16 protein-coding genes are annotated in these 19461 nt (G+C 67.2%); 6 read left to right on the top strand and 10 right to left on the bottom strand.

Features of this window, described 5'->3' with window-relative positions; genetic code table 11:
- Window positions 1–37 precede the first annotated feature (37 nt).
- Window positions 38–1177, bottom strand: a complete 1140-nt coding sequence (zapE, locus tag AC20117_RS14115) for a cell division protein ZapE (protein ID WP_083339532.1) — start codon at window positions 1175–1177, stop codon at window positions 38–40.
- Window positions 1178–1247: 70 nt separating this feature from the next.
- On the opposite strand from zapE, the gene AC20117_RS14110 reads away from it, so the two are divergent.
- A complete protein-coding gene (locus AC20117_RS14110; protein ID WP_158300466.1) occupies window positions 1248–1910 on the top strand; it encodes a TetR/AcrR family transcriptional regulator in 663 nt (220 codons plus the stop codon).
- On the opposite strand, the gene AC20117_RS14105 is transcribed toward AC20117_RS14110, so the two are convergent.
- Window positions 1907–2089 carry a helix-hairpin-helix domain-containing protein gene (locus AC20117_RS14105; RefSeq protein ID WP_179951886.1) on the bottom strand — a complete coding sequence of 61 codons (183 nt, stop codon included), beginning with the start codon at window positions 2087–2089 and terminating at the stop codon, window positions 1907–1909. The two genes, AC20117_RS14110 and AC20117_RS14105, sit on opposite strands and share 4 nt — an antisense overlap.
- A gap of 499 nt (window positions 2090–2588) precedes the next feature.
- Complete coding sequence (locus AC20117_RS14100; RefSeq protein WP_074699190.1) at window positions 2589–3167, bottom strand: NADPH-dependent FMN reductase; 579 nt, start codon at window positions 3165–3167, stop codon at window positions 2589–2591.
- Between the two features lie 104 nt (window positions 3168–3271).
- Between AC20117_RS14100 and AC20117_RS14095 the strand changes: the two genes are divergently transcribed.
- Window positions 3272–3766, top strand: a complete 495-nt coding sequence (locus tag AC20117_RS14095) for a MarR family winged helix-turn-helix transcriptional regulator (RefSeq protein WP_074699191.1) — start codon at window positions 3272–3274, stop codon at window positions 3764–3766.
- Window positions 3767–3811: 45 nt separating this feature from the next.
- Here AC20117_RS14095 and AC20117_RS14090 read toward each other — a convergent pair whose 3' ends face one another.
- Window positions 3812–4624 carry a class I SAM-dependent methyltransferase gene (locus AC20117_RS14090; RefSeq protein ID WP_074699192.1) on the bottom strand — a complete coding sequence of 271 codons (813 nt, stop codon included), beginning with the start codon at window positions 4622–4624 and terminating at the stop codon, window positions 3812–3814.
- Window positions 4625–4763: 139 nt separating this feature from the next.
- On the opposite strand from AC20117_RS14090, the gene AC20117_RS24170 reads away from it, so the two are divergent.
- Window positions 4764–6440 (top strand): response regulator transcription factor, encoded by a 1677-nt coding sequence (locus AC20117_RS24170; RefSeq protein WP_074699193.1) that lies wholly within the window; start codon window positions 4764–4766, stop codon window positions 6438–6440.
- Between the two features lie 14 nt (window positions 6441–6454).
- Here the strand turns inward: AC20117_RS24170 and AC20117_RS14080 are convergent, their stop codons facing one another.
- The 5 genes from AC20117_RS14080 to AC20117_RS14060 form a co-directional block, all read right to left on the bottom strand.
- Window positions 6455–8350 carry an ABC-F family ATP-binding cassette domain-containing protein gene (locus AC20117_RS14080; protein ID WP_074699194.1) on the bottom strand — a complete coding sequence of 632 codons (1896 nt, stop codon included), beginning with the start codon at window positions 8348–8350 and terminating at the stop codon, window positions 6455–6457.
- Window positions 8351–8407: 57 nt separating this feature from the next.
- Window positions 8408–9343, bottom strand: coding sequence for a 4-(cytidine 5'-diphospho)-2-C-methyl-D-erythritol kinase (locus tag AC20117_RS14075; protein ID WP_074699195.1), 936 nt, complete (start codon window positions 9341–9343; stop codon window positions 8408–8410).
- Between the two features lie 29 nt (window positions 9344–9372).
- The gene (gene rsmA / locus AC20117_RS14070; RefSeq protein ID WP_074702876.1) at window positions 9373–10263 is read right to left on the bottom strand and encodes a 16S rRNA (adenine(1518)-N(6)/adenine(1519)-N(6))-dimethyltransferase RsmA; all 891 of its coding nucleotides are present in this window, start codon (window positions 10261–10263) and stop codon (window positions 9373–9375) included.
- A 167-nt stretch (window positions 10264–10430) separates the two neighbouring features.
- Window positions 10431–11567, bottom strand: a complete 1137-nt coding sequence (locus tag AC20117_RS23895; RefSeq protein ID WP_269467188.1) for a resuscitation-promoting factor — start codon at window positions 11565–11567, stop codon at window positions 10431–10433.
- A gap of 337 nt (window positions 11568–11904) precedes the next feature.
- Window positions 11905–12852, bottom strand: a complete 948-nt coding sequence (locus tag AC20117_RS14060; RefSeq protein ID WP_074699197.1) for a TatD family hydrolase — start codon at window positions 12850–12852, stop codon at window positions 11905–11907.
- A 127-nt stretch (window positions 12853–12979) separates the two neighbouring features.
- Between AC20117_RS14060 and AC20117_RS14055 the strand changes: the two genes are divergently transcribed.
- The 3 genes from AC20117_RS14055 to AC20117_RS14045 are packed head-to-tail and all read left to right on the top strand — an operon-like array spanning window position 12980 to window position 17848.
- A complete protein-coding gene (locus AC20117_RS14055; protein ID WP_074699198.1) occupies window positions 12980–14059 on the top strand; it encodes an AAA family ATPase in 1080 nt (359 codons plus the stop codon).
- Between the two features lie 10 nt (window positions 14060–14069).
- Window positions 14070–15497 (top strand): DUF58 domain-containing protein, encoded by a 1428-nt coding sequence (locus AC20117_RS14050; RefSeq protein ID WP_074699199.1) that lies wholly within the window; start codon window positions 14070–14072, stop codon window positions 15495–15497.
- Window positions 15494–17848 (top strand): transglutaminase TgpA family protein, encoded by a 2355-nt coding sequence (locus AC20117_RS14045; protein ID WP_074699200.1) that lies wholly within the window; start codon window positions 15494–15496, stop codon window positions 17846–17848. Before AC20117_RS14050 ends, AC20117_RS14045 begins: the two co-directional genes overlap by 4 nt.
- Before the next feature lie 96 nt (window positions 17849–17944).
- Here the strand turns inward: AC20117_RS14045 and AC20117_RS14040 are convergent, their stop codons facing one another.
- A complete protein-coding gene (locus AC20117_RS14040) occupies window positions 17945–19432 on the bottom strand; it encodes an NAD-dependent succinate-semialdehyde dehydrogenase (protein ID WP_074699201.1) in 1488 nt (495 codons plus the stop codon).
- Window positions 19433–19461 lie beyond the last annotated feature (29 nt).

The raw sequence follows: 19461 nt of genomic DNA, 5'->3' as shown, positions 1-19461 counted from the left end.
GCGGGCCGTGGCGTTGAGCTGGTTGACGCTGCGGCCTTCAGTTGGTCGTCACGGCGCTCTTCAGCTGGCCGAGGCGGCTGGCGATGCGGGCGATATCGACGGCGGAAGGACTCTCCGACGGGCTCAGATCCAGGGGTGCTTCGCTGATCAGCGTCAGCGGAATGTCCGCGTCGTAGAGGATGTCCACAATGTTGCTGAAGCGCTGCCAGCCGTTCATGCTGATCTCCTCGCGGGACGGAACGGCGGTGATCACCCAGTGCCGCCTCTGCTCAACCAACGCCAGGTAGTCCTGGGTGGCGGTGGGCGTCTCGCAGAGCTGCCGGAAATCAAACCAGAGTTCCGCCTCCGTGGCGCGCAGCGCCGGGAGCGGCCACGTGGTAGGCCGCAGCTCCACTGCCTCGTGCGGTTCCGGCATGGACAGGCCTGTGCCGTCCAGCGCGCGGGCCAGGTCGTCGGTTCCGGCGCTGATCACGCTGCCGTCGCTGAACCGCGGACCTTCACGGCCGCCGTCGTTATTTGAAGGCAAGGAGCGGTAGTCCACCGGACCGGCGACGCCGGCAACCTGCATGTGTTTTTCGATCAGGGCGATGGTGGGGGCGAACAGATCGTGGAAGAGTCCGTTGGGCATCAGGGAACCCGGCGGGTAGTTGGAGGTGGTGACCAGGGCGATGCCGCGGGAGAAAAGTGCGCGCAGGAAACGGGCCAGCAGCTGGCCGTCGCCCGGATCGTGCACATGGAATTCGTCCAGGACCAGCAGGGTGCAGTCCTGCAGCAGCGAGTCGATGGCCACGTCCACGGCGCTGGTACCGGCCGGCCGCGACGGCGAATCCTGCGCTTCGCGACGGCGGGCATGCAGCTCGCGGAAGAAGTCGTGGAAATGCCAGCGTTTCTTGCCTTCCAACAGGAGCGCTGCGAAGAACTCGTTGACCAGCCAGCTCTTGCCCCGGCCAACTGGGCCCCAAAGGTAGAGATTCCGGCGCCTCTTATTGCTGGAGGCCGGTGCGAGGGCTACGTTGGGAGCGTGTGCGGTGGAAGCATTAACTGTTCTGGCGGCCACCTCCGCCAGTTGCTGAATGGCTTGGAGCTGGTACTTGTCGAGAGCGAAACCAGCCGCTGCCGCACGATGCGCAAAGTGCGCCAGAATTTCCTGCTTGGTCTGCGACTTGCCCCTCAACACGTCATTCCTTTCCCTTCAGACAAGGTACTCTACATCTGTAGAGTACATCGAACGATCAGGAGCCTCCCCCGTGGAAGCAGCATTACCGCAGGTCCATCACAGCCCGGCGACCTCCGCGCACGACGACAAGGCGCAGCGCCGGACCCTGATGACAGAAGCAACCACGGAAATTATCGCCCACGAGGGCCTACGGGCCCTGACACACCGGGCCGTGGACGCGCACCTGAACCTGCCGACCGGCTCCACCAGCTACTACTTCCGGACCAAGGACGAACTGCTGGCAGGCGCCTTGGAGTACCTGCGCGAGCGTTCGGTGGCGGACTTCGAGAACGCGAACCTGGAAGCGCCGCGGACCGTCGAAGAAGGCATGGACATTGAGCATGTGGCCACCCGGATTGCCCAGTACCTCGACATCCAGCTGACCACCCGCCCGCACCACATCAAGGCGCGCGTGGCCCTGGCCCTGGAGCTCTCCGAGCGCGAAGATTTCCGGGGAACAATTTCGGACGCGCTGTTCTCGCAGTCGCGGGCGCTGGAGCTTTTCGAAGCGCTGGGATCCACGGAACCGGCCAAGCTCGCCAGCGGCTTTACGGCGCTGATCGAGGGCCTCGCCTTCCGCAGCCTGCTCGAGGGGAATTCATCCCTGGTCCCGGGCAGCCGGCGGGTGGACGTTTTCCACGAGGCCATCGCGTCCTACCTGCTGGGCGTGGGCGACCCCGAGCCGCTGGACTAGTCAAAGTCCAGATTGTGCTCCGCGAATGCCTCGCGGAGCACTCGGATGGCCTTGGGCCCCACGCCGTGCAGTGCCAGCAATTGGGCCTCCGTATGCGTGGCCGCCTGCTCAAGACTCGTGATGCCCTCACCGTTCAGCGCGCGGGTAGCCGGTTGGCCAATTCCACGTGGTAGTTCCATGGTGGCTCAACGCCCGAGCAGCACGAAGGCCCAGGCCAATGCCGCGATACCGAAAACGATCAGAACCACCCCCACGGCCAGCACCAGCCGCCGCCGTGCTTCCTGCCGCTCATTCACAGGGACACCTTCCCTGCCGCGCGCGCCGCTGGCCCGCTGGCGCGGGTTGCCCCGGTTGCGTCGATTACCGGTGCCGGTCCGGGACCGCCCCGTCCTGGTCCTTGCCCCATGCGTGGTTCCTCCCCGTCAGATTCTTCCTCAGCCCCGCCGGCAAGCGGCACGGCCCTCCCCGACCATGACGTTACCCGTTCTGATGCATTGATCGTATCCAATCGGCGGGCATGAAGACACGGGCAGCACCCGCGCCGCGGATCGCCGGAAGGGGCAAGTAAAAGAACAAGCGCTCCGTTCCCCCTCATGGGCAGGTGGGGGATGGAGCGCTTGCGGCTTAAGGGGTCCGCACTGCCGGCCAGAGGGCCGGCAGTGCGGAGGGCGGTTTGCCTTAGTTGGCGGCGACGGCTGCTTCGGCGCGGACGGCCTCCATGGCGCGGGTCCACGGGATGAGCTGGTCGAGCATCGGGGCCAGGGTGCCGGCGTTCTGCTCGGTCGGCTTGAACTCGGAGAAGTTCTCGAAGTCGGTGAACAGGGAGAACATGACCTGGTTGCGGACGTGGGCGATCTGCAGCTCGGAGAGCACGTTGCGCAGGTGCTCGGCGGCGCGGGCGCCACCCATGGAACCGTAGGACACGATGCCGGCTGCCTTGTTGTTGAACTCCACGTTCAGGTAGGACAGTGCATTGGCCAGGGCCGGGGTCAGAGTATGGTTGTACTCGCCGGTAACGAAGATGAAGCCATCGAATTCGTTGATCTTGGCGGACCAGGCCTTGGTGTGGTCATTCTGGTAGTTCTGGTACATGGCCGGGTAGGCCTCGTCCAGCAAGGGGAGGTTGAAGTCTGCGATGTCGACAAGTTCGAATTCGGCGTCGGTGCGGCCTGCGGTCTGGGACAGAACCCAGTCGGCAACGCCCTTGTTGTTGCGGCCCGGACGGGTGCTGCCGGTGACGATTGCAATCTTGGTCATGTGGATAACCCCTTCAGGTTGTTGACACGTCATTGATTTGTTGACATGTCAATCATGCACAGGGGACACTTGAATTGTCAACCATAGTTGGAGGGGGAAGTTTAGTGAGCTCGGACACGCGGTGGCTCGATAGACACGAGCAGGAAGTTTGGCGCGCGCTGCGCGAACTGATCTGGGGTTTCGAATCCGCCATGGACCGCCAGCTGATCCGCGACTCTGAACTCTCGGGCGTGGAGTACTCCGTACTCGCCGCGCTCTCCGAAGCCGCGGATGGGATCATGCGGGCTCGCGACATCGCCCAGGCGCTGGACTGGGAGCGAAGCCGGCTCTCCCACCTGCTCAAGCGGATGGAGGCCAAGGGACTGGTGGCGCGGACGGAATGCGAGTCCGATGCCCGCGGATTCAACATTTCGATGACCGACGTCGGACACAAGGCCATTGTGCAGGCCGCGCCCGGACACGTAAGTTTTGTCCGCGAGAACGTTTTCGACCCGCTGACCGACGAAGAGCGCGACGCCCTGCACTCCGCGGCCACCAAGATCCAGGCTTCAATCCGGTCGGCCGGGCTCTGGGAGAACCGCGGCGCGCCAAAGGGGTAGCGGCACGCGCCGTAGGCGTAACGCGCGCCGCGGCTTCCCGGCTTGCTAGCGCTTGCGCTCCTTAGCCTTGCGGCCAACGACAATGTGTCCCTGCAACGGCACTGTCAGGGCACCGTCAGCCGCGGCGAACGGTTGCAGGACGGCAGCCGCTTCCGTACGGATGCGGGCAAACTGATCCTCGGTCAACCGCGCCATCAGCGGTGTGCTCTCTACTTCAACCGCCACGAAATCCGCGGCCGAGGAGTACTTGGCCTCGCCGATGTGCGTCTGGGATTCCACCCCGTGCAAACCCGCCTCAGCAAAGAGCCGCTCAAGCTTTTCCAGATTCCCGCAGGCCCAATAAACGCCTAGGAGGGACATGGCACCGGAATCCGCATGGCGCGAGACCAGCTCCACGAAAGGTCCGTAGCCCGGCTGGTCCGCCAGGCGCCCGGGCACCGCAACCGCAACTGTTCCGCCGTCGACCGCCGCCCTGCACATCTCCCGCAGCGCCGCCACAGCATCCGGAAAGAACATCAGCGCCATCTGGCAAAGCACGACGTCAAAGGCGCCCTCCGGCACAGGCAGCGCGGCCGCATCACCCTGTAGCCAGCTGATCTCCGGCCGGACTCTGGCAGCCACGGCGAGCATGGCGGGGTTGATGTCCACGCCGGTCACCGCTTCCGCACCGGCTATCTCCGCCGCCGTGCGGGCCACAATGCCGGTACCGCAGGCAACGTCAAGAATCCGCTGGCCAGGCGATACTCCAGCCACGGTCACCATCCGCTGGGCCCACTCCGTGAACATCGCCGGAACGAACTTTGCTTCGTAAGCCTCGGCCGCTGCTTCTTCCAGCTGGAAGCTTTCTGTATGGGCCATAACCCTCACCCTTTCGTCTGGTCTGGCTTATTGCTCAGCCTTATTGCTCTAAGGATCGGCCGATCCGGGCGCGCCTGCATCGGTGCGTGCACCTATCTTCCAGCCCTTTCCTCTCCGCCGGCCGGACGTAAAATAGGTCATGGCTTCCACCCTGGAGCAGCTTCTTGAGGACGGCCGCGCCGCACTCAACGGCGGGGACTGGAGGGAAGCGCAGTCATTCTTCAGGCAGGCGCTTGAGCACGGGGTGACTGCCGAGACCGCATACGGCTTGGCCAAAGCCGTTGAATGGGCCGGGGACTTCGGGACCGCCATCGGACTCTACGAAAAGGCCTTCACCCTGTTACGCCGGCGCGGTGAATCCCGTCTTCCGGCTTTGATCGCCGCCCGCGAGCTCAGCTTCCTTTACGATGCGGTCTACGCCAATGCGGCTGCCGCGGACGGCTGGCTGGCGCGGGCTACTTCCCTGATCAGCGAGGCGGGCGATTGCGTGGAGGCCGGTTGGGTGCATCTGGCCCAGTGCCTTGGCACCCTCGACCCTGCCGAGATGCGCGCCCATGCCGCGGCCGCCACCGAACTGGGCCGGCGTTTGGGCGACCCGGACCTGGAATTCTGCGCCCGCAGCTACGAGGGCCTGGCGCTGGTCCTCGGCGGGCGTATCGCCGTGGGCTTGCGGCTCATTGATGAAGCCGCGGCCGCTGCCACCAGCGGCGAGGTCCGCGACTACCAAGCCGCCGGCGAAATCTACTGCAAGATGCTGCTCTGCTCGGAGCTGACCCTCGATGTTAGGCGGGCCCAGCAATGGATGGAGGTTGCTGCCGGTTTCGGCCACCGCCAGCACGCGGCCTGGGTACCGGCAATCTGCGGAATGCATTACGGCGGCATCCTTACCGCCGCGGGCCGCTGGGCCGAGGCTGAGGACCGGCTGGAGCGCGCCATCAAAGATTACGACGGCGGCTTCCGGGCTTTGCGCGGCGGTGCGGTAGTGCGTCTCGCTGATTTGCGGCTACGCCAGGGCAGAGCCGCGGAAGCGGCAACCCTGCTGCGCGGCTACGAATCGGATCCCGCCGCGGTCCAGCCGCTGGCCCGGCTTCGGCTGATGAACGGCGATGCCGAGTCCGCGGCGGCCGTCCTGCGCCGGCGTCTCCAGGCGGCCGCCGGATCTGTCCTGGTGGCACCGGAAATAGCGCTCCTCGCCGAAGTCCATTTGGCTGCACGGCGTCCGGACGAAGCATCCGGTCTCGGCTGCGAACTGGGCGTTATCGCCGCGGCGACCGGCCTTGGCCAGTACGTCGCGCTGGCTGAGTACACCGTGGGGCTGTGCCGCTTGGCCACCGAACGTACTAACGGCGCCGGTGCCGGGGCGAGCACTGTTGCCCGCGAGCATCTGGAGAAGGCGCTGGTGGCTTTCGGTGCCGCCGGCCTGCCGCTCGAACAGGCCCGCTGCCGCCTGGCCCTGGCCCGGGCCGTGGCCGCAGACCAACCAGAGCTTGCCACCGCGGAAGCGCTCACCGCTTTGCGGGACTTCCAGCAGCTTGGCGCTCGGTACGACGCCGATGCAGCAGCCCAGGTCCTCCGCGCCCTGGGGCACCGTTACCGCACCTCCCCCCGGGCCGGCGGCCAGCTGACCACGAGGGAAGTCCAGGTGCTGCAACTTATCGCCGACGGCTTGTCCAACAGCCAGATCGCGGCGCGGCTATTCATCAGCAAACGCACGGTGGAACACCATGTAGGGAGTATTCTCGCGAAACTGGGGCTCACCACCAGGGCTGAAGTCCAGGCCTATGCAAGCCGCGCACACACAAACCAGCCCGCCTAGCTCCTGGGCGGAAGCTACTCGAGGACTTCGGACGCCTCGAGCCACTCCATCTCGAGTTCTTCCTGCTCGGCGCTGATCTCCTGCAGCTTCTTGTTCAGCTCGGCAAGCTGCTCGAAGTCCGCGTCGGCTTTCGAGCCGGCGGCCGTCATCTGTTCCTTGACCTTGTCCGCCTGCTGGGTGAGCTTGGTCAGCTGGCGCTCAATCCGGTTCAGGTCCTTCTTAGCCTGCCGCTTTTCCGCCTCGCTGTGCGTTGAGGACGGTGCTGAACCGCCGGAACGGTGCTGGGCAGCACCGCTTTCGCCGGCGGGCACCGTTCCCGATGCGGCACCAGCGGACGACGACGGCCCCACCTTCCCGTCTCCGGCGGCGAGTGCTTCCTCCCGCAGTTCCAGATACTGGTCCACGCCGCCGGGCAGGCCCCGGAGCTTGCCGTCGCCCAGCAGCGCCATCTGGTGGTCGGTGACGCGCTCGAGCAGGTAGCGGTCGTGCGAGACAACCACCAGGGTTCCGGGCCAGCCGTCCAGCACGTCTTCCACCGCCGCGAGGGTGTCGGTGTCCAGGTCATTGGTCGGCTCGTCCAGCATCAGCACGTTCGGCTCCCCCACCAGCAGGCGCAGCAGCTGCAGGCGGCGGCGCTCACCTCCGGAAAGATCCCGCACGGGCGTCCACTGCTTCTCCTTGTTGAAGCCCAGCTGCTCCACCAGCTGACCGGCAGACACTTCCTTGCCGCCGACATTGAAGACCTGGCGTTCGCGCTGGATGACCTCGATGACCCGCAGGTCTGAGACGTCGTCCAGCTCGCGCACTTCCTGCGTCAGGATGGCGGTCTTCACGGTCTTGCCCCGCTTGGCCTTGCCGGAATCCGGCTCGATCTCGCCGTTGAGCAGCCGCAGCAGCGTGGTCTTGCCCGCACCGTTGACCCCCACCAGGCCCAGCCGCTCCCCCGGCGCCAGCCGCAGGGTGATGTTGTCGAAAAGCGGCCTGCCGCCGTCGTTCTTTGCCTCGCTGCCTTCGCGGGGCGGCGGTGTGTAGGAGATGTGCTCCAGATCCAGCACGTCCTTGCCCAGCCGGGCGGTGGCCACCTTGTTCAGCGCCACCGTATCGCGCGGCTCCGGGACGTCGGCGATCAGTTCGTTGGCCGCCTCGATCCGGAACTTGGGCTTGGCCGTGCGGGCGGGGGCGCCGCGGCGGAGCCAGGCCAGTTCCTTCTTGACCAACTGCTGGCGTTTGCTTTCGACGACGGCGTTCATGCGGTCGCGTTCGGCGCGGGCCAGGACGTAGGCCGCGTACCCGCCGTCGAACGGATCGACGATGCCGTCATGGATCTCCCACGTCCGGGTGCACACTTCGTCCAGGAACCAGCGGTCGTGGGTGACCACCAGGAACGCGCCCTCGGTGGGACGCCAGCGTTCCTTCAGGTGCCGGGCCAGCCAGGCCACGCCCTCCACGTCCAGGTGGTTGGTGGGCTCGTCCAGCATGATGACGTCATGGTCTTCGATCAGCAGCTTGGCCAGGGCCACGCGGCGCCGCTGCCCGCCGGAGAGCAGGGAAACCTTGGCGTGCCAGTCCACGTCGCCGACGAGGCCGCCCATGATTTCGCGGATGCGCGGGTTCGACGCCCACTCGTGGTCAGCCTGGTCGCCGACGATGGCCTCGCCCACGGGCAGGTCCCCGTTGAGCACGTCCTGCTGGTCGAGGTAGCCGATGTTGACGTCGCCGCGCTTGGTCACGCGGCCTTCGTCCGGCGTCGTGCGCTGCGCGAGCAGCCGCATCAGCGTGGACTTGCCGTCGCCGTTGCGGCCGACCATGCCGATCCGGTCGCCCTGGTTCAGGCCGAGGGAAACCGAGTCCAGGACGGTGCGGGTGGCAAAGGAGACGCTGATGTTTTCCGCGCCAAGCAGGTGGGCCAAGGTGAAGATACTTTCTGTTGCTGTGTAGGTGAAGTTTTCGGGGCCGGGTCAGGCGGGTCAGGCCATGATGCGCGCGCCGTGGACCGGGCCGTGGACGGGCAGGGCCGCCACGCCCGCGACGTCGGAGAGCCGCTGGGCAAGGTCCTCGGCTTCGAGGCGGTCCGCCACCAGGAAGGCCAGCGTCGGACCCGACCCGGAGACCAGCCCGGCCAGCGCGCCCTCGGCGACGCCCAGTTCAAGGATATCGGCCAGCTCCGGCGCCAGCGCCATCGCGGCGGCCTGCAGATCATTGCCAACCGCGTTCGCCAGCGAGTCCACGTCCCCGGCATGCATGGCCTTCAGCACGGCCGGGTCCACGTCCTCCGGCTCGGTGGCCCCGAATCCGGCCTCTTCGCGCAACTGGTCCGCCATGGCGTAGACCTTGGGCGTGGACAGCCCGAAGCTCGCGGGCACCAGAACCCAGTTCATGTCCTTGCGCGCCAGCGCAGGCGTCAGCTGGTCCCCGATGCCAAGCCCGACGGCGACGCCGCCGAGGATGGCGAAGGGCACGTCGGCGCCGAGGTCCGAGGCAATGCGCACGAGCTCTTCGCGGGAAAAGCCCGTATCCCACAGCGCGCTGCACGCCACCAGCGCCGCCGCGGCGTCGGCCGATCCCCCGCCCATGCCGCCGGCGATGGGTACGCGTTTGGTGATGTCCAGATGCACGCCGGTGGGCCGGTCGGCCATGGAGCGGATCAGCTGCGCGGCCTGGACGGCCAGGTTGGATTCGTCCAGCGGGATGTCGTCGAGTTCCAGCGGCAGCGTGGAGCCGTTGCGCACGCTCACGGTGATCCGGTCGTCGTCGCGCACGGTGGCGGTGACTTCCTCGTAGAGCGACACGGCCAGGTAGACGCTGGCCACGGAGTGGTAGCCGTCCAGGCGCTGCGGGCCCATCCGGAAGGACACGTTGATCTTGCCCGGGGCCATCACCCGAACCGAACGCTTTCTGGACATGCTCATTGCCTCCTCCACCGGGTCTTAGCTCACGCCATCAAGGGCTGTTTGAATTCGGCAATCCGCGCGAAGGCGTGGATGTCCAGCACTTCGCCGCGCGCGCTCGGGTCCACGTTCGCCGCGCGCAGGGCATCCTCGGCGGCGGCCGGGCTGCCGGCCCAGCCGGCGAGGGCGGCGCGCAGGGTCTTGCGGCGCTGGGCGAAGGCCGCGTCGATCACAGCGAAGACTTCCTTGCGCGTGGCCCTCGTTTCGGGCGGTTCGTGCCGGGTGAACTGCACCAGCCCGGACGCGATCTTCGGCGCCGGCCAGAACACGTTCATCCCGATCACGCCGGCCTTGCGCATCTGCGAGTACCAGGCGGCCTTGACGCTGGGCACACCGTAAATCTTCGAGCCCGGTTTCGCCGCGAGCCGGTCCGCCACCTCGTCCTGCACCATGACCAGCCCGTGCTCCAGCGACGGGAAATGCTCCAGCAGGTGCAGCACCACGGGTACGGCCACGTTGTACGGGAGATTGGCCACCAGCGCGCTGGGCTGCTGCGGCAGCTCCGTCACCCGCATGGCATCCGCAAGTACGACGTCGAGCCGGGAGGCCGCATCCGGACGAAGCCGGGCGGCGGTGTCCGGCAGCTTGGCGGCAAGTTTGGGATCAATCTCGACGGCGACCACATGTTTGGCCGCGTCCAGCAGGCCCAGCGTCAGCGAGCCCAGGCCCGGGCCCACCTCCAGGACCGTCTCCTGCGGATCGATATGTGCCGCCGCGACGATCCGGCGGATGGTATTGCCGTCGATGACGAAGTTCTGTCCCAGGGTCTTGGTGGGGCGGACATCCAGTTCGGCCGCAAGGCGCCTGATGTCGGCTGCCCCCAGCAAAGGTGCCGTGCCCGCAACAGCCGGGCGGCCGCCGTCGTTCGCGGGCATTGCGGCGCCCTCGCGGGTTGGCGACGCCGAGCCGTCGTCGGCCAGCCCTGAGGAAGAATTCGCTTCTGTCACTGTGCCATCGTAGCCGCTGATCTTCGCCGCACCTTAAACGCCGGCAGGACCCGGGTTCATGCCCGGGTCCTGCCGATGGGGTGGTGCTGCCGTGGTTAGAGCAGGCCCAGCTTGGCAGAGCAGGCCGGCCAGTGGCCCCAGCCGCCGTTGCTGCGCAGGACCTCTGCGGTGGCAATCTGCTCGGACGGGCTGGCCAGGTGCGGCAGCGGGGCGTACTTGCCGCCGCCGGCGCCGATCCAGGAGCTTTGGCTGAACTGCAGGCCGCCGTAGTAACCGTTGCCGGTGTTGATGGCCCAGTTGCCGCCGGACTCGCACTGGGCGAGTGCCTGCCAGGTGCCGCCGACGTTGGTGTTGTTGCTGCCGGAGGATGCCTTGGGCTTGGGCGCCGGGCGTTCCTTGGTGCCGACGCTGACCTGCTGGGTGACCGGCTTGCGGGTGACTTCGTTGCTGACCAGCTCGCGCTCGGTTTCTTCGCCGTCGACCAGGACCAGGGCGTAGGTCTTGGTCCGTTCGCCGGTGACACCGGAGCGGGTGATCTCCTGCTCGCCCTCGTACATCGAGGAGTCCTTCTTCGTCTCGGTCTCGAACTCGATCGGCTCGGTGACCTCGATCTTCTGGTCCCGGTCGATGCGGGTGATCTTGAGCTTCAGGTTGTCCTTGATCTCAGTCGACTTCGGGTCGGAGAGCTCGTCGTCCTTGCCCAGCTTGATCTTCTGTTCCTTCAGCAGATCACCGATGGTGGCCGCCGTCGTAATTTTCTTCTTGGTTTCGCCGTCCACCGTGATGGAAACGGTCTTCGGGGTGGTGATGGTCACCGTGCTCACGCTGGCCAGTTCGGCATCCAGCGGGGCGGAAAGTTCGGAGTCCTCTTCGACGCCGAGCTCGTGGAGGAGGTCCTCAACGGTGGCGGAGGTGGAATGCACTGTCTTGCTGGTGCCGTCCAGGGTCAGCTTGACCGGCTTGGCGGTGATGACCTGGATGCTGCTGCCGTCGGTGATTTCGGCGCTGGTGGACGGAGTGATTTCGTCCAGCTCGTCCACCTGGACATCGGCTTCGTTCAGGACGTCCTGAACGGTGCTGCCGAAGGTCGAGACGCTGCTGGCCTGGCCGTCAACGGTCAGGGTTACCGACTTGTTGTTGCCGACGAAGGCCACGAGCCCCAGAACGAGTGCGGTCATCACGACCATTTGCCCGGCAATTTTTACCCAGCGGTTTTTCAGTGCGTTTGCCACGGTACCCAACTTTTTTAAAGTTTCCCGGGCACGGGGACTTGGACACGAGCAGTCGCGCGCCGAATCGCACGGCACGATGCTTTGTGCAGGCAGCACTAGACGAGAGGGTTTGGGCGTACGAACGGAACGTCCAACTTGCCTCAAGCGAGTGATTTCATGTCCGGTTGCCTTCCCCGACCCCGGCCATTAGCTCCCCACCGTAACCGAACCGTGATGCATCTCCAACTCGAGTACGGCCAAAATCTCTTTTTGGTCACGCCGGAACGTCCCAAGTCAGGCCCGGTGAAACGTCGGAAAACCGGGGCTGACTAGGAAAAATACGCGGCAGTAACTTAGCTCACAAAGGGCCGTAAATTTTTTCTGTGTTTTGTGACACTTCTGTACATAAGTGCCCCAGATCCTTGCCCAGAACCTCGGCCATGGCACGCATTGTGTAGGGAATCATGTAGCTCGCGTTGGGCCTGCCCCGATAGGGATGCGGGGTGAGGAACGGCGCGTCGGTTTCCACCAGCACCAGGCCGGGATCGGCAATGCTCAAGGCCTCGCGCAGGTCGCCCGCGTTCTTAAAGGTTACGGTACCGGCGAAGGACATGTTCCACCCGTTCTCGTTGCAGATCCGGGCCAGTTCCGCGTCGCCGGAGAAGCAGTGGAACACCACCTTTTCCGGCGCTCCTTCCTCGCGCAGCACCCGGACCACATCCTCGTGCGCGTCGCGGTCATGGATCTGCAGCGCCAGCCCCAGCCGCTTGGCCATGTCGATGTGCCGGCGGAAGGAATACTCCTGCGTTTTCAGCCCCGGCCCCGCCGTGCGGAAGTAGTCCAGGCCGGTTTCGCCGATGGCCCGCACGCGCGGATGGGCGGCGAGCGCTTCGATCTCGGCGAGCGCCTCCTCCAGCGTGCCCGCCTCCCCCAGTGCCGGCGCGTCGTTGGGATGAAGCGCGACGGCGCCCAGCAGCCTTGCGTCTGCTTCTACCGCTTCGATAGTGAACCGGGAGGACTCCAGGTCGCAACCGACCTGGACGGCACCGTGGATACCCAGCGCCTCGGCGGCGTCCAGTGCCTCCGTGACGCTGACCTGCACGTCGCCGTCGCGGAAATCCAGATGCGTATGGTTGTCCATCACCGGCACCGGCAGGGGTTCGGGCGCCGGCGGATACCGCAGCTGCCGCCGTCGTCCGCTGTTTTCCTCTTCGGCGCTGCGGGCGCGCCCTTCCGCGGGCGAGGGTGCTTCGGCGACGTAAGGGGCGGGCGTTTCTCCGGGCTGGACTGCGAGGTTGTTCGGCATGCTTCTAGGTTATCGCCGGCGTCATCGCCAGCGCCCGAAAGAAACGTTTCAGGCCCTACCGTCAGGAAAGTTCTGCCAGTAGTGTTGGTACATCCGGCCCCGGGGGGAAGGCTAGCGGAAGGTTTCCATGGACATCCAGCAGCAGGCGGCAGTATCGGATCCCGCGCGGCAGTCAGGTGCCGGCGGGGCGACCGCTGCTGCTGGCACGGCCACCAACGGACAGGTGATTAACGACGTCGGCCGGTTGCCGCTGGTGGACTTCCACGAGGCATGCGGGCGCATCCTTTCGGCGATCAACACGGTGATCGACGGCAAGGAGGAGGCCGCGCGGCTGGCGCTGACCGTGCTGCTGGCACAGGGACATCTCCTGGTGGAGGACGTGCCCGGCGTCGGCAAAACCATGTTGGCCAAAACGCTCGCGCGCACCATCGATTGCAGCGTGCACCGCATCCAGTTCACGCCCGATCTGCTCCCCTCGGACGTCACCGGCGTCTCCATCTATAACCAGGACAAGCACAGCTTCGAGTTCCGGCCCGGGCCGGTCTTTGCCAACATCGTCATCGGGGACGAGATCAACCGCGCGTCGGCCAAAACGCAGTCCGCGCTGCTCGAGTGCATGGAGGAACACCAGGTCACCGTGGACGGGCGCTCCTACCGGCTGGAGCCGCCGTTCATGGTGGTGGCTACACAGAACCCGATCGAGATGGAAGGCACCTACCCGTTGCCGGAGGCCCAGCGCGACCGCTTCATGGCGCGGATTTCCATGGGCTACCCGGACCCGCGGGCGGAGATGGACATGCTGGAAAACCACCAGTCCACCTCCCCGCTGGCCGATGTCCGCCCGGTGGTGGGCATGGCGGACGTGCGCGCCATGGTCGCCACCGTGCAGGACGTCTACGTCTCCCCCGCGGTCAAGGAGTACACCGTCAACATCGGCCGGGCCACCCGCGAACACCCGTACCTGCGCCTCGGCGCCAGCCCGCGCGCCCTGCTGCAGCTGCTCCGGGCCGCCAAGGCCGCTGCCGCCCTGGACGGCCGGGACTTCGTGCTCCCGGACGACATCGCCTCAGTCTCCGAGGCCGTGCTCTCCCACCGGCTGATGCTGGACCGCAAGGCCGTGACCGCCGGCGAGGACGCGCCGGGGATCGTGGCGTCGATCCTGGCCAAGGTTCCGGTCAGCGGCGAAGCCCGCCGTCCCGCTGTGTAGGCCAAGCGCCATGGACCGGTTCGGCTGGCTGCCCACCCGCTACGTGACAATGCGCGGCTGGGGGCTGCTCGCCGCCGGCGTCGTCGCCCTGCTGCTGGCGCAGATCTTCGGCCGCCGCGACCTGCTGAGCCTGGCGGTTTTCCTCATCGCCCTCCCCCTGCTCGCCGCGGCGGTGATGGTGGTGCTCAAGCCGCGCTTCGCCGTCGAACGTAAATTCCGGCCCGCCTCCGTGGAGACCGGGCTGATCACGCACGTCCAGCTCTCCGTCCGGCGTACCGGCAGCTTCGGCGGCATCGCGTACATGGAGGAGCAGCTGCCGCACCGGTTCGGCCGCTCCCCCACCTTCCGGTTCCCGGCGCGCTACCCGACGCGGACCGGCGAGAGCATCTACGAGTACCGGCTGCGCTCCGGCAAGCGCGGGATGTTCGGGATCGGGCCCGTGACCGCGGACTTCGAGGACCCCTTCGGCCTGGCCCGGCACCGGCACAACCTGGGCGAGGTCTCCGCGCTCATCGTCACGCCGGCGCCGGTGGAACTGCCGCCGACGTCGTTAACCGGCGCGCGCGGCACGGACGGCACCGCCAGCACCCGGCGGCAGGCGAATCCGAGCGACGACGACGTGATGACGCGCGAATACCGGCACGGCGATCCGATGCGGCGCGTGCATTGGGCGGCCACCGCGCGGCAGGGCGAGCTGATGGTCCGGCAGGAGGAATCCGTCACCACCCCGCAGGCCACCATCATTCTGGACCAGCGCGTGCACACCTTCGGCAGCGGGCTGCTGCCGACGCTGTCCGCGGAGCACGACGGCGGAGAGCTGCTGCACAGTTCGCCCGCGTTCGAATGGGCGGTCACCGCGGTGGCCTCGGCCGCGCATGACTTCATCCAGCGCAACTATACGGTGCGGCTGCTCGACGTCCACGCCGAACCCGGCCTGCTCCGCTCCCCCTCGGCGCCGTGGCCTGAAGACGAAAACTTCGTCGGCCCCGCCGGCTACCAGAACCTGGCGGAAGGCCTGGCGGCGCTGGGGCTCGCGGAGGATCCGCACCGGCGAGCGGACCGGCCGCAGCCGGGGGCGGAGACGTTCGGGGACCGGCTGATGGACAAGCTCGCCGCGCACAAGCTCAAGGGCCCGCTGCTGGCCCTGCTGGGCAACATCTCCGCCGCCGAAGCCCGCCTGCTGGCCCCGGCCGCCGAGTTCGGCTCGCATGCCTTCGCCATCCTGGTCATGGACCATCCGCACGACTCCTCGCCGGTCCTCGAGGCCCTGCGCAACGGCGGCTGGCGTGCTGTGGCGGTCAATGCCAAGGCGTCGCTGCCGGCGGCGTGGAGCTACTTCGACGCGCAGGCACCGGTCACGGCGTCCACCGCCCGGTCCGGCCCCGCCGCGGCCGGCCCCGTCCCTTCCCCGACTTCTTCCCGGGGAGGCCGGCGATGACGGCCACCTTGGACCGCGGACAGGGGCACGGCATCCGCTCCGAAACGCCGGAATACCTCGCACCGGACAACGGCTCACGACGGCGGCTCCCGACTGGCTCCGGGCCCTGGCTCATGTCCGCCGCAATCGCCGCGGCGGTGGTACTCACCGCCGCCAACCTGAACGGCGTCATCGAAGGTTGGGCGTGGCTGGGCAATATCTTTTTCACCGTCCTCTGCGTCGAAGCCGGTACTGCGCTGGGACGGGCGCTCAACTGGCCCGCGGTCGCCGCCACGCTGCTGGGGCTGGGGGGCCTGATCGGTTCCGTCACGCTGATGTTCTTCGCATCCACCAGTTTCCTGGGCGTGTTCCCGGGTCCGGGAACCTTCCGGGCCTTGGAACCGATGGTCGACCAGGCGCAGGAGACCGTCATCTCGCAGGTGGCGCCCGTGCTCGCAACACCCGGCATCGTCATGGTGGCGTGCGTCGGCATCGGGCTGGTGGCGCTGCTCGTGGATACGGTGGCAGTCCCGCTGCAGATGCCGGCCACTGCCGGGGGCGGCCTGCTCGCCGTGCTGATGGTACCGGCGATCATCAAGCCCAACAGCCTCGGCGCGGTGGGCTTCGTGGCCGCCGCCATCGGCTTCCTGCTGATCCTGGGCTGCGCGCAATGGCTGGGCGGGGACGACCAGGCTCCCGCAGGCACCGTCCGGGCCGGCCAGTTCACCCGGGCCGCTTCCATCGGCGCCGCAGGCCTGGCCGTGACGCTGCTGCTGCCGCTGGCGATTCCGGGCTTCACCAGCGGAGCCTTTCCACAGGGATCCCGGTTGAACTGGCTGGGCGCGCCCACCGGGCTCAATCCCATCGTCAGCCTGGGCGACAACCTGCGCAGACCCGGCGCCTTCGGCCGGATGACCTATGCCACCGATTCCACGGACCCGCTGTATATCCGGTCCGTGACCCTGGAGAACCTAGCCGGCGCCCGCTGGCGGCCCACCGATCCCGACGGCGTCCAGCGCTCGGGGGTCGAACGGATCGGCACCCGGAGCACCCGCGAGCTAATGGAGCGCGGCGAGGTGACCACCACCGTCATCAGCACGGGCTCCTTCACCAGCCCCTGGCTCCCGGTCCCTTACGCGCCCGCCGAAGTGGACGGGCTGAGCGGCAACTGGACTTGGGATCCGCGCACGCTCGCTATCCGGGGCACCGGTAACACCACAAGCGCGGACCAGGAGTACACGGTGCGCAGCGTCGAACCAGTATTGACCAGGGAAGGGCTGGAGTCGGCCGATTCGATCGATGCGCCGGTGGTGGATGATATTTTCACCGAACTGCCCGACAGCATGCCGGACATCATCGAGGAAACCACCGACGGTGTGCTCGACGGCCTGACCGAGCCCTACGAGCAGGCCATGGCGATCCAGAGCTACCTCCGCGGCCCGGATTTCGTCTACTCGGAAGACGCCCCGGTGGACGGCGGGTACGACCAGAGCGGCTTCGACGTGGTGGGCGCCTTCCTGGAGGAAAAGTCCGGTTACTGCACGCACTACGCCTCGACCATGGCGATCATGGCGCGTACGGCCGGGATCCCCAGCCGGATCGCCGTCGGCTACGCGCCGGGTGATGAGACCGGCGAAGTCCTCGAGATGGACGGCAGGGAGCTGACCGAATTCGAGATCGATTCCCGCGACGCCCATGCCTGGCCCGAGCTGTACTTCGAAGACCTCGGCTGGGTGGCGTTCGAACCGACGCCGGGGCGCGGCGCGGTGCCCGACTACGCACAGGCTGAAGTAGCTCCCGTTCCGAATCCGGCGGAGCCGGAAAACCTCAATCCCCGTGCCGGACCAACCCTGCCGCTGCCCTCGGCCGGCGCCGAGCCGGAAGCCGGGACCGGCACCGAGGCGGAAAGCCTGGCGCCGCGGCTGTGGAGTGCAGCCGGAGCGGCAGTCCTGCTGCTGGCCCTCTTGTCCCCAATGCTGCTGCGCACCTCGCGCACGCGGAAACGCCGCACCCAACTGCTGGCGCCGGCCGTGCCGGAACGCGAGTCGGCGCTGCTGGCCTGGGAGGAGACACTCGACGTCGCCGCGGACTACGGAGAGCCGTCCGCGCCGGAGGAATCGGCCCGGGCGTTCAACCAGCGGCTGGCCGCAACCGGCACCCTCGACGGCGAGCCGGCGGCAGCGCTGGAACGGTTGCGCACCGGGTACGAACACGCGGCCTACTCCAATCCGCAAACCCCTGCCCAGCCGCCCGTGAACAGCCGCCGCTGGGAGGACGTTATGGCCGTGGCCGAGCAGCTCAAGGCCGGCAGCTCCTGGCAGCAACGCCTGCTGGGACGGTTCCTGCCGCAGTCGCTCTTCCGCCGCCGGTGACATGCCGCCGTCGTCGTTATTGGTATTAACGGTATAGGTAGTTAGACGGCAGCGGGGCGGCACGCCAACCGGCTTGCCGCCCCGCTGTAGAGCAGGTTAGAGCTCGTCCGCGTATGGATCGGCGATGCCGACGTACTGGGTGTAGAGGTATTCCTCGATGCCCTCGGAGCCGCCTTCGCGGCCGAGGCCGGACTGCTTGACGCCGCCGAACGGAGCGGCCGCGTTGGAGATCACGCCGGCGTTCAGGCCGAGCATGCCGGTCTCCATCTTTTCGCTCACGCGCAGGCCGCGGTTGAGGTCCTTGGTGTAGACGTAGGCAACCAGTCCGTACTCGCTGCCGTTGGCAAGCTTCACGGCTTCGTCCTCCGTGCGGAAGGTGACGATCGGAGCCACCGGGCCGAAGATCTCCTCGGCGAGGATGCGCGACTTCGGCGAGACGTTGGTGAGCACGGTCGGCTGGTAGAAGTAGCCGGGGCCGTCCACCGGAGCGCCGCCGGTCACGGCAGTTGCACCGTTGGCGATCGCGTCCGTGACGAGCTCGTGCACGCCGTCGCGGGCCTTGCCATCGATCAGCGGGCCCACCTTGGAGTGCTCCTCGGTGCCGCGGGCCGGGGTCAGCTCGGCGATGCGGGCGGCGAACTTCTCGGAGAAGGCCTCGGAGATGGTGTCCTGCACGATGAAGCGGTTGGCTGCGGTGCAAGCCTCGCCCATGTTGCGCATCTTGGCGGCGAGCGCGCCTTCGACGGCCTTGTCCAGATCGGCGTCTTCGAAGACCACGAACGGGGCGTTGCCGCCGAGCTCCATGGAGGTGCGCAGGACCTTGTCCGCCGAGTCGCGGATGAGGGCCTGGCCCACCGGGGTGGATCCGGTGAAGGAGAGCTTGCGCAGGCGGTCATCCTTGATCAGCGGTCCGGTGACCTTGCCGGCGGTGGAGGTCTGGATGACGTTCAGCACGCCCGCAGGCACGCCGGCCTCGATCATGACCTGGGCGAAGAGCAGGCTGGTCAGCGGGGTCAGGGTGGCGGGCTTGAGGATCGCCGTGCAGCCTGCGGCGATCGCGGGGGCAATCTTGCGCGTGGCCATGGCCAACGGGAAGTTCCACGGGGTGATCAGCAGGCAGGGGCCCACCGGCTTCTTCTGGACGAGCAGGCGGTTCTTGCCGTCCGGGGCAGTCGCGTAGCGGCCGTTGACGCGCACGGCCTCTTCGGAGAACCAGCGGAGGAACTCGGCGCCGTAGGTAACCTCGCCGCGGGCCTCGGCCAGGGGCTTGCCCATTTCCATGGTCATCAGGAGGGCGAAGTCTTCGGTGCGCTCGGTGACGAGCTCGAAGGCGCGGCGCAGGATCTCGCCACGTTCGCGCGGGGAGGTCTTGGCCCAGTCGGCCTGGGCGGCAGCGGCGGCATCCAGTGCGGCGGCGCCGTCCTCGGGCTGGGCGTTGGCGATGGTGAGCAGGACCTTGCCGGTGGCGGGATCCTCAACGTCGAGCGTCTGGCCGCCGGCGGCGTCGCGCCACTCGCCGTTGATCAACAGACCTGTGGGAACCTTGGCGAGCAGTTCTGCCTCGCGGGTTGCGGTTTCACCCATAGCGGTGCCTCCAATTTGTTCAGCATTGA

Origin of the sequence: Arthrobacter crystallopoietes (assembly GCF_002849715.1) — a bacterium.
GTDB lineage: Bacteria > Actinomycetota > Actinomycetes > Actinomycetales > Micrococcaceae > Crystallibacter > Crystallibacter crystallopoietes.
The sequence above is the reverse complement of the archived record's forward strand: the minus strand, read 5'-3'. Positions and strand labels throughout refer to the sequence as shown.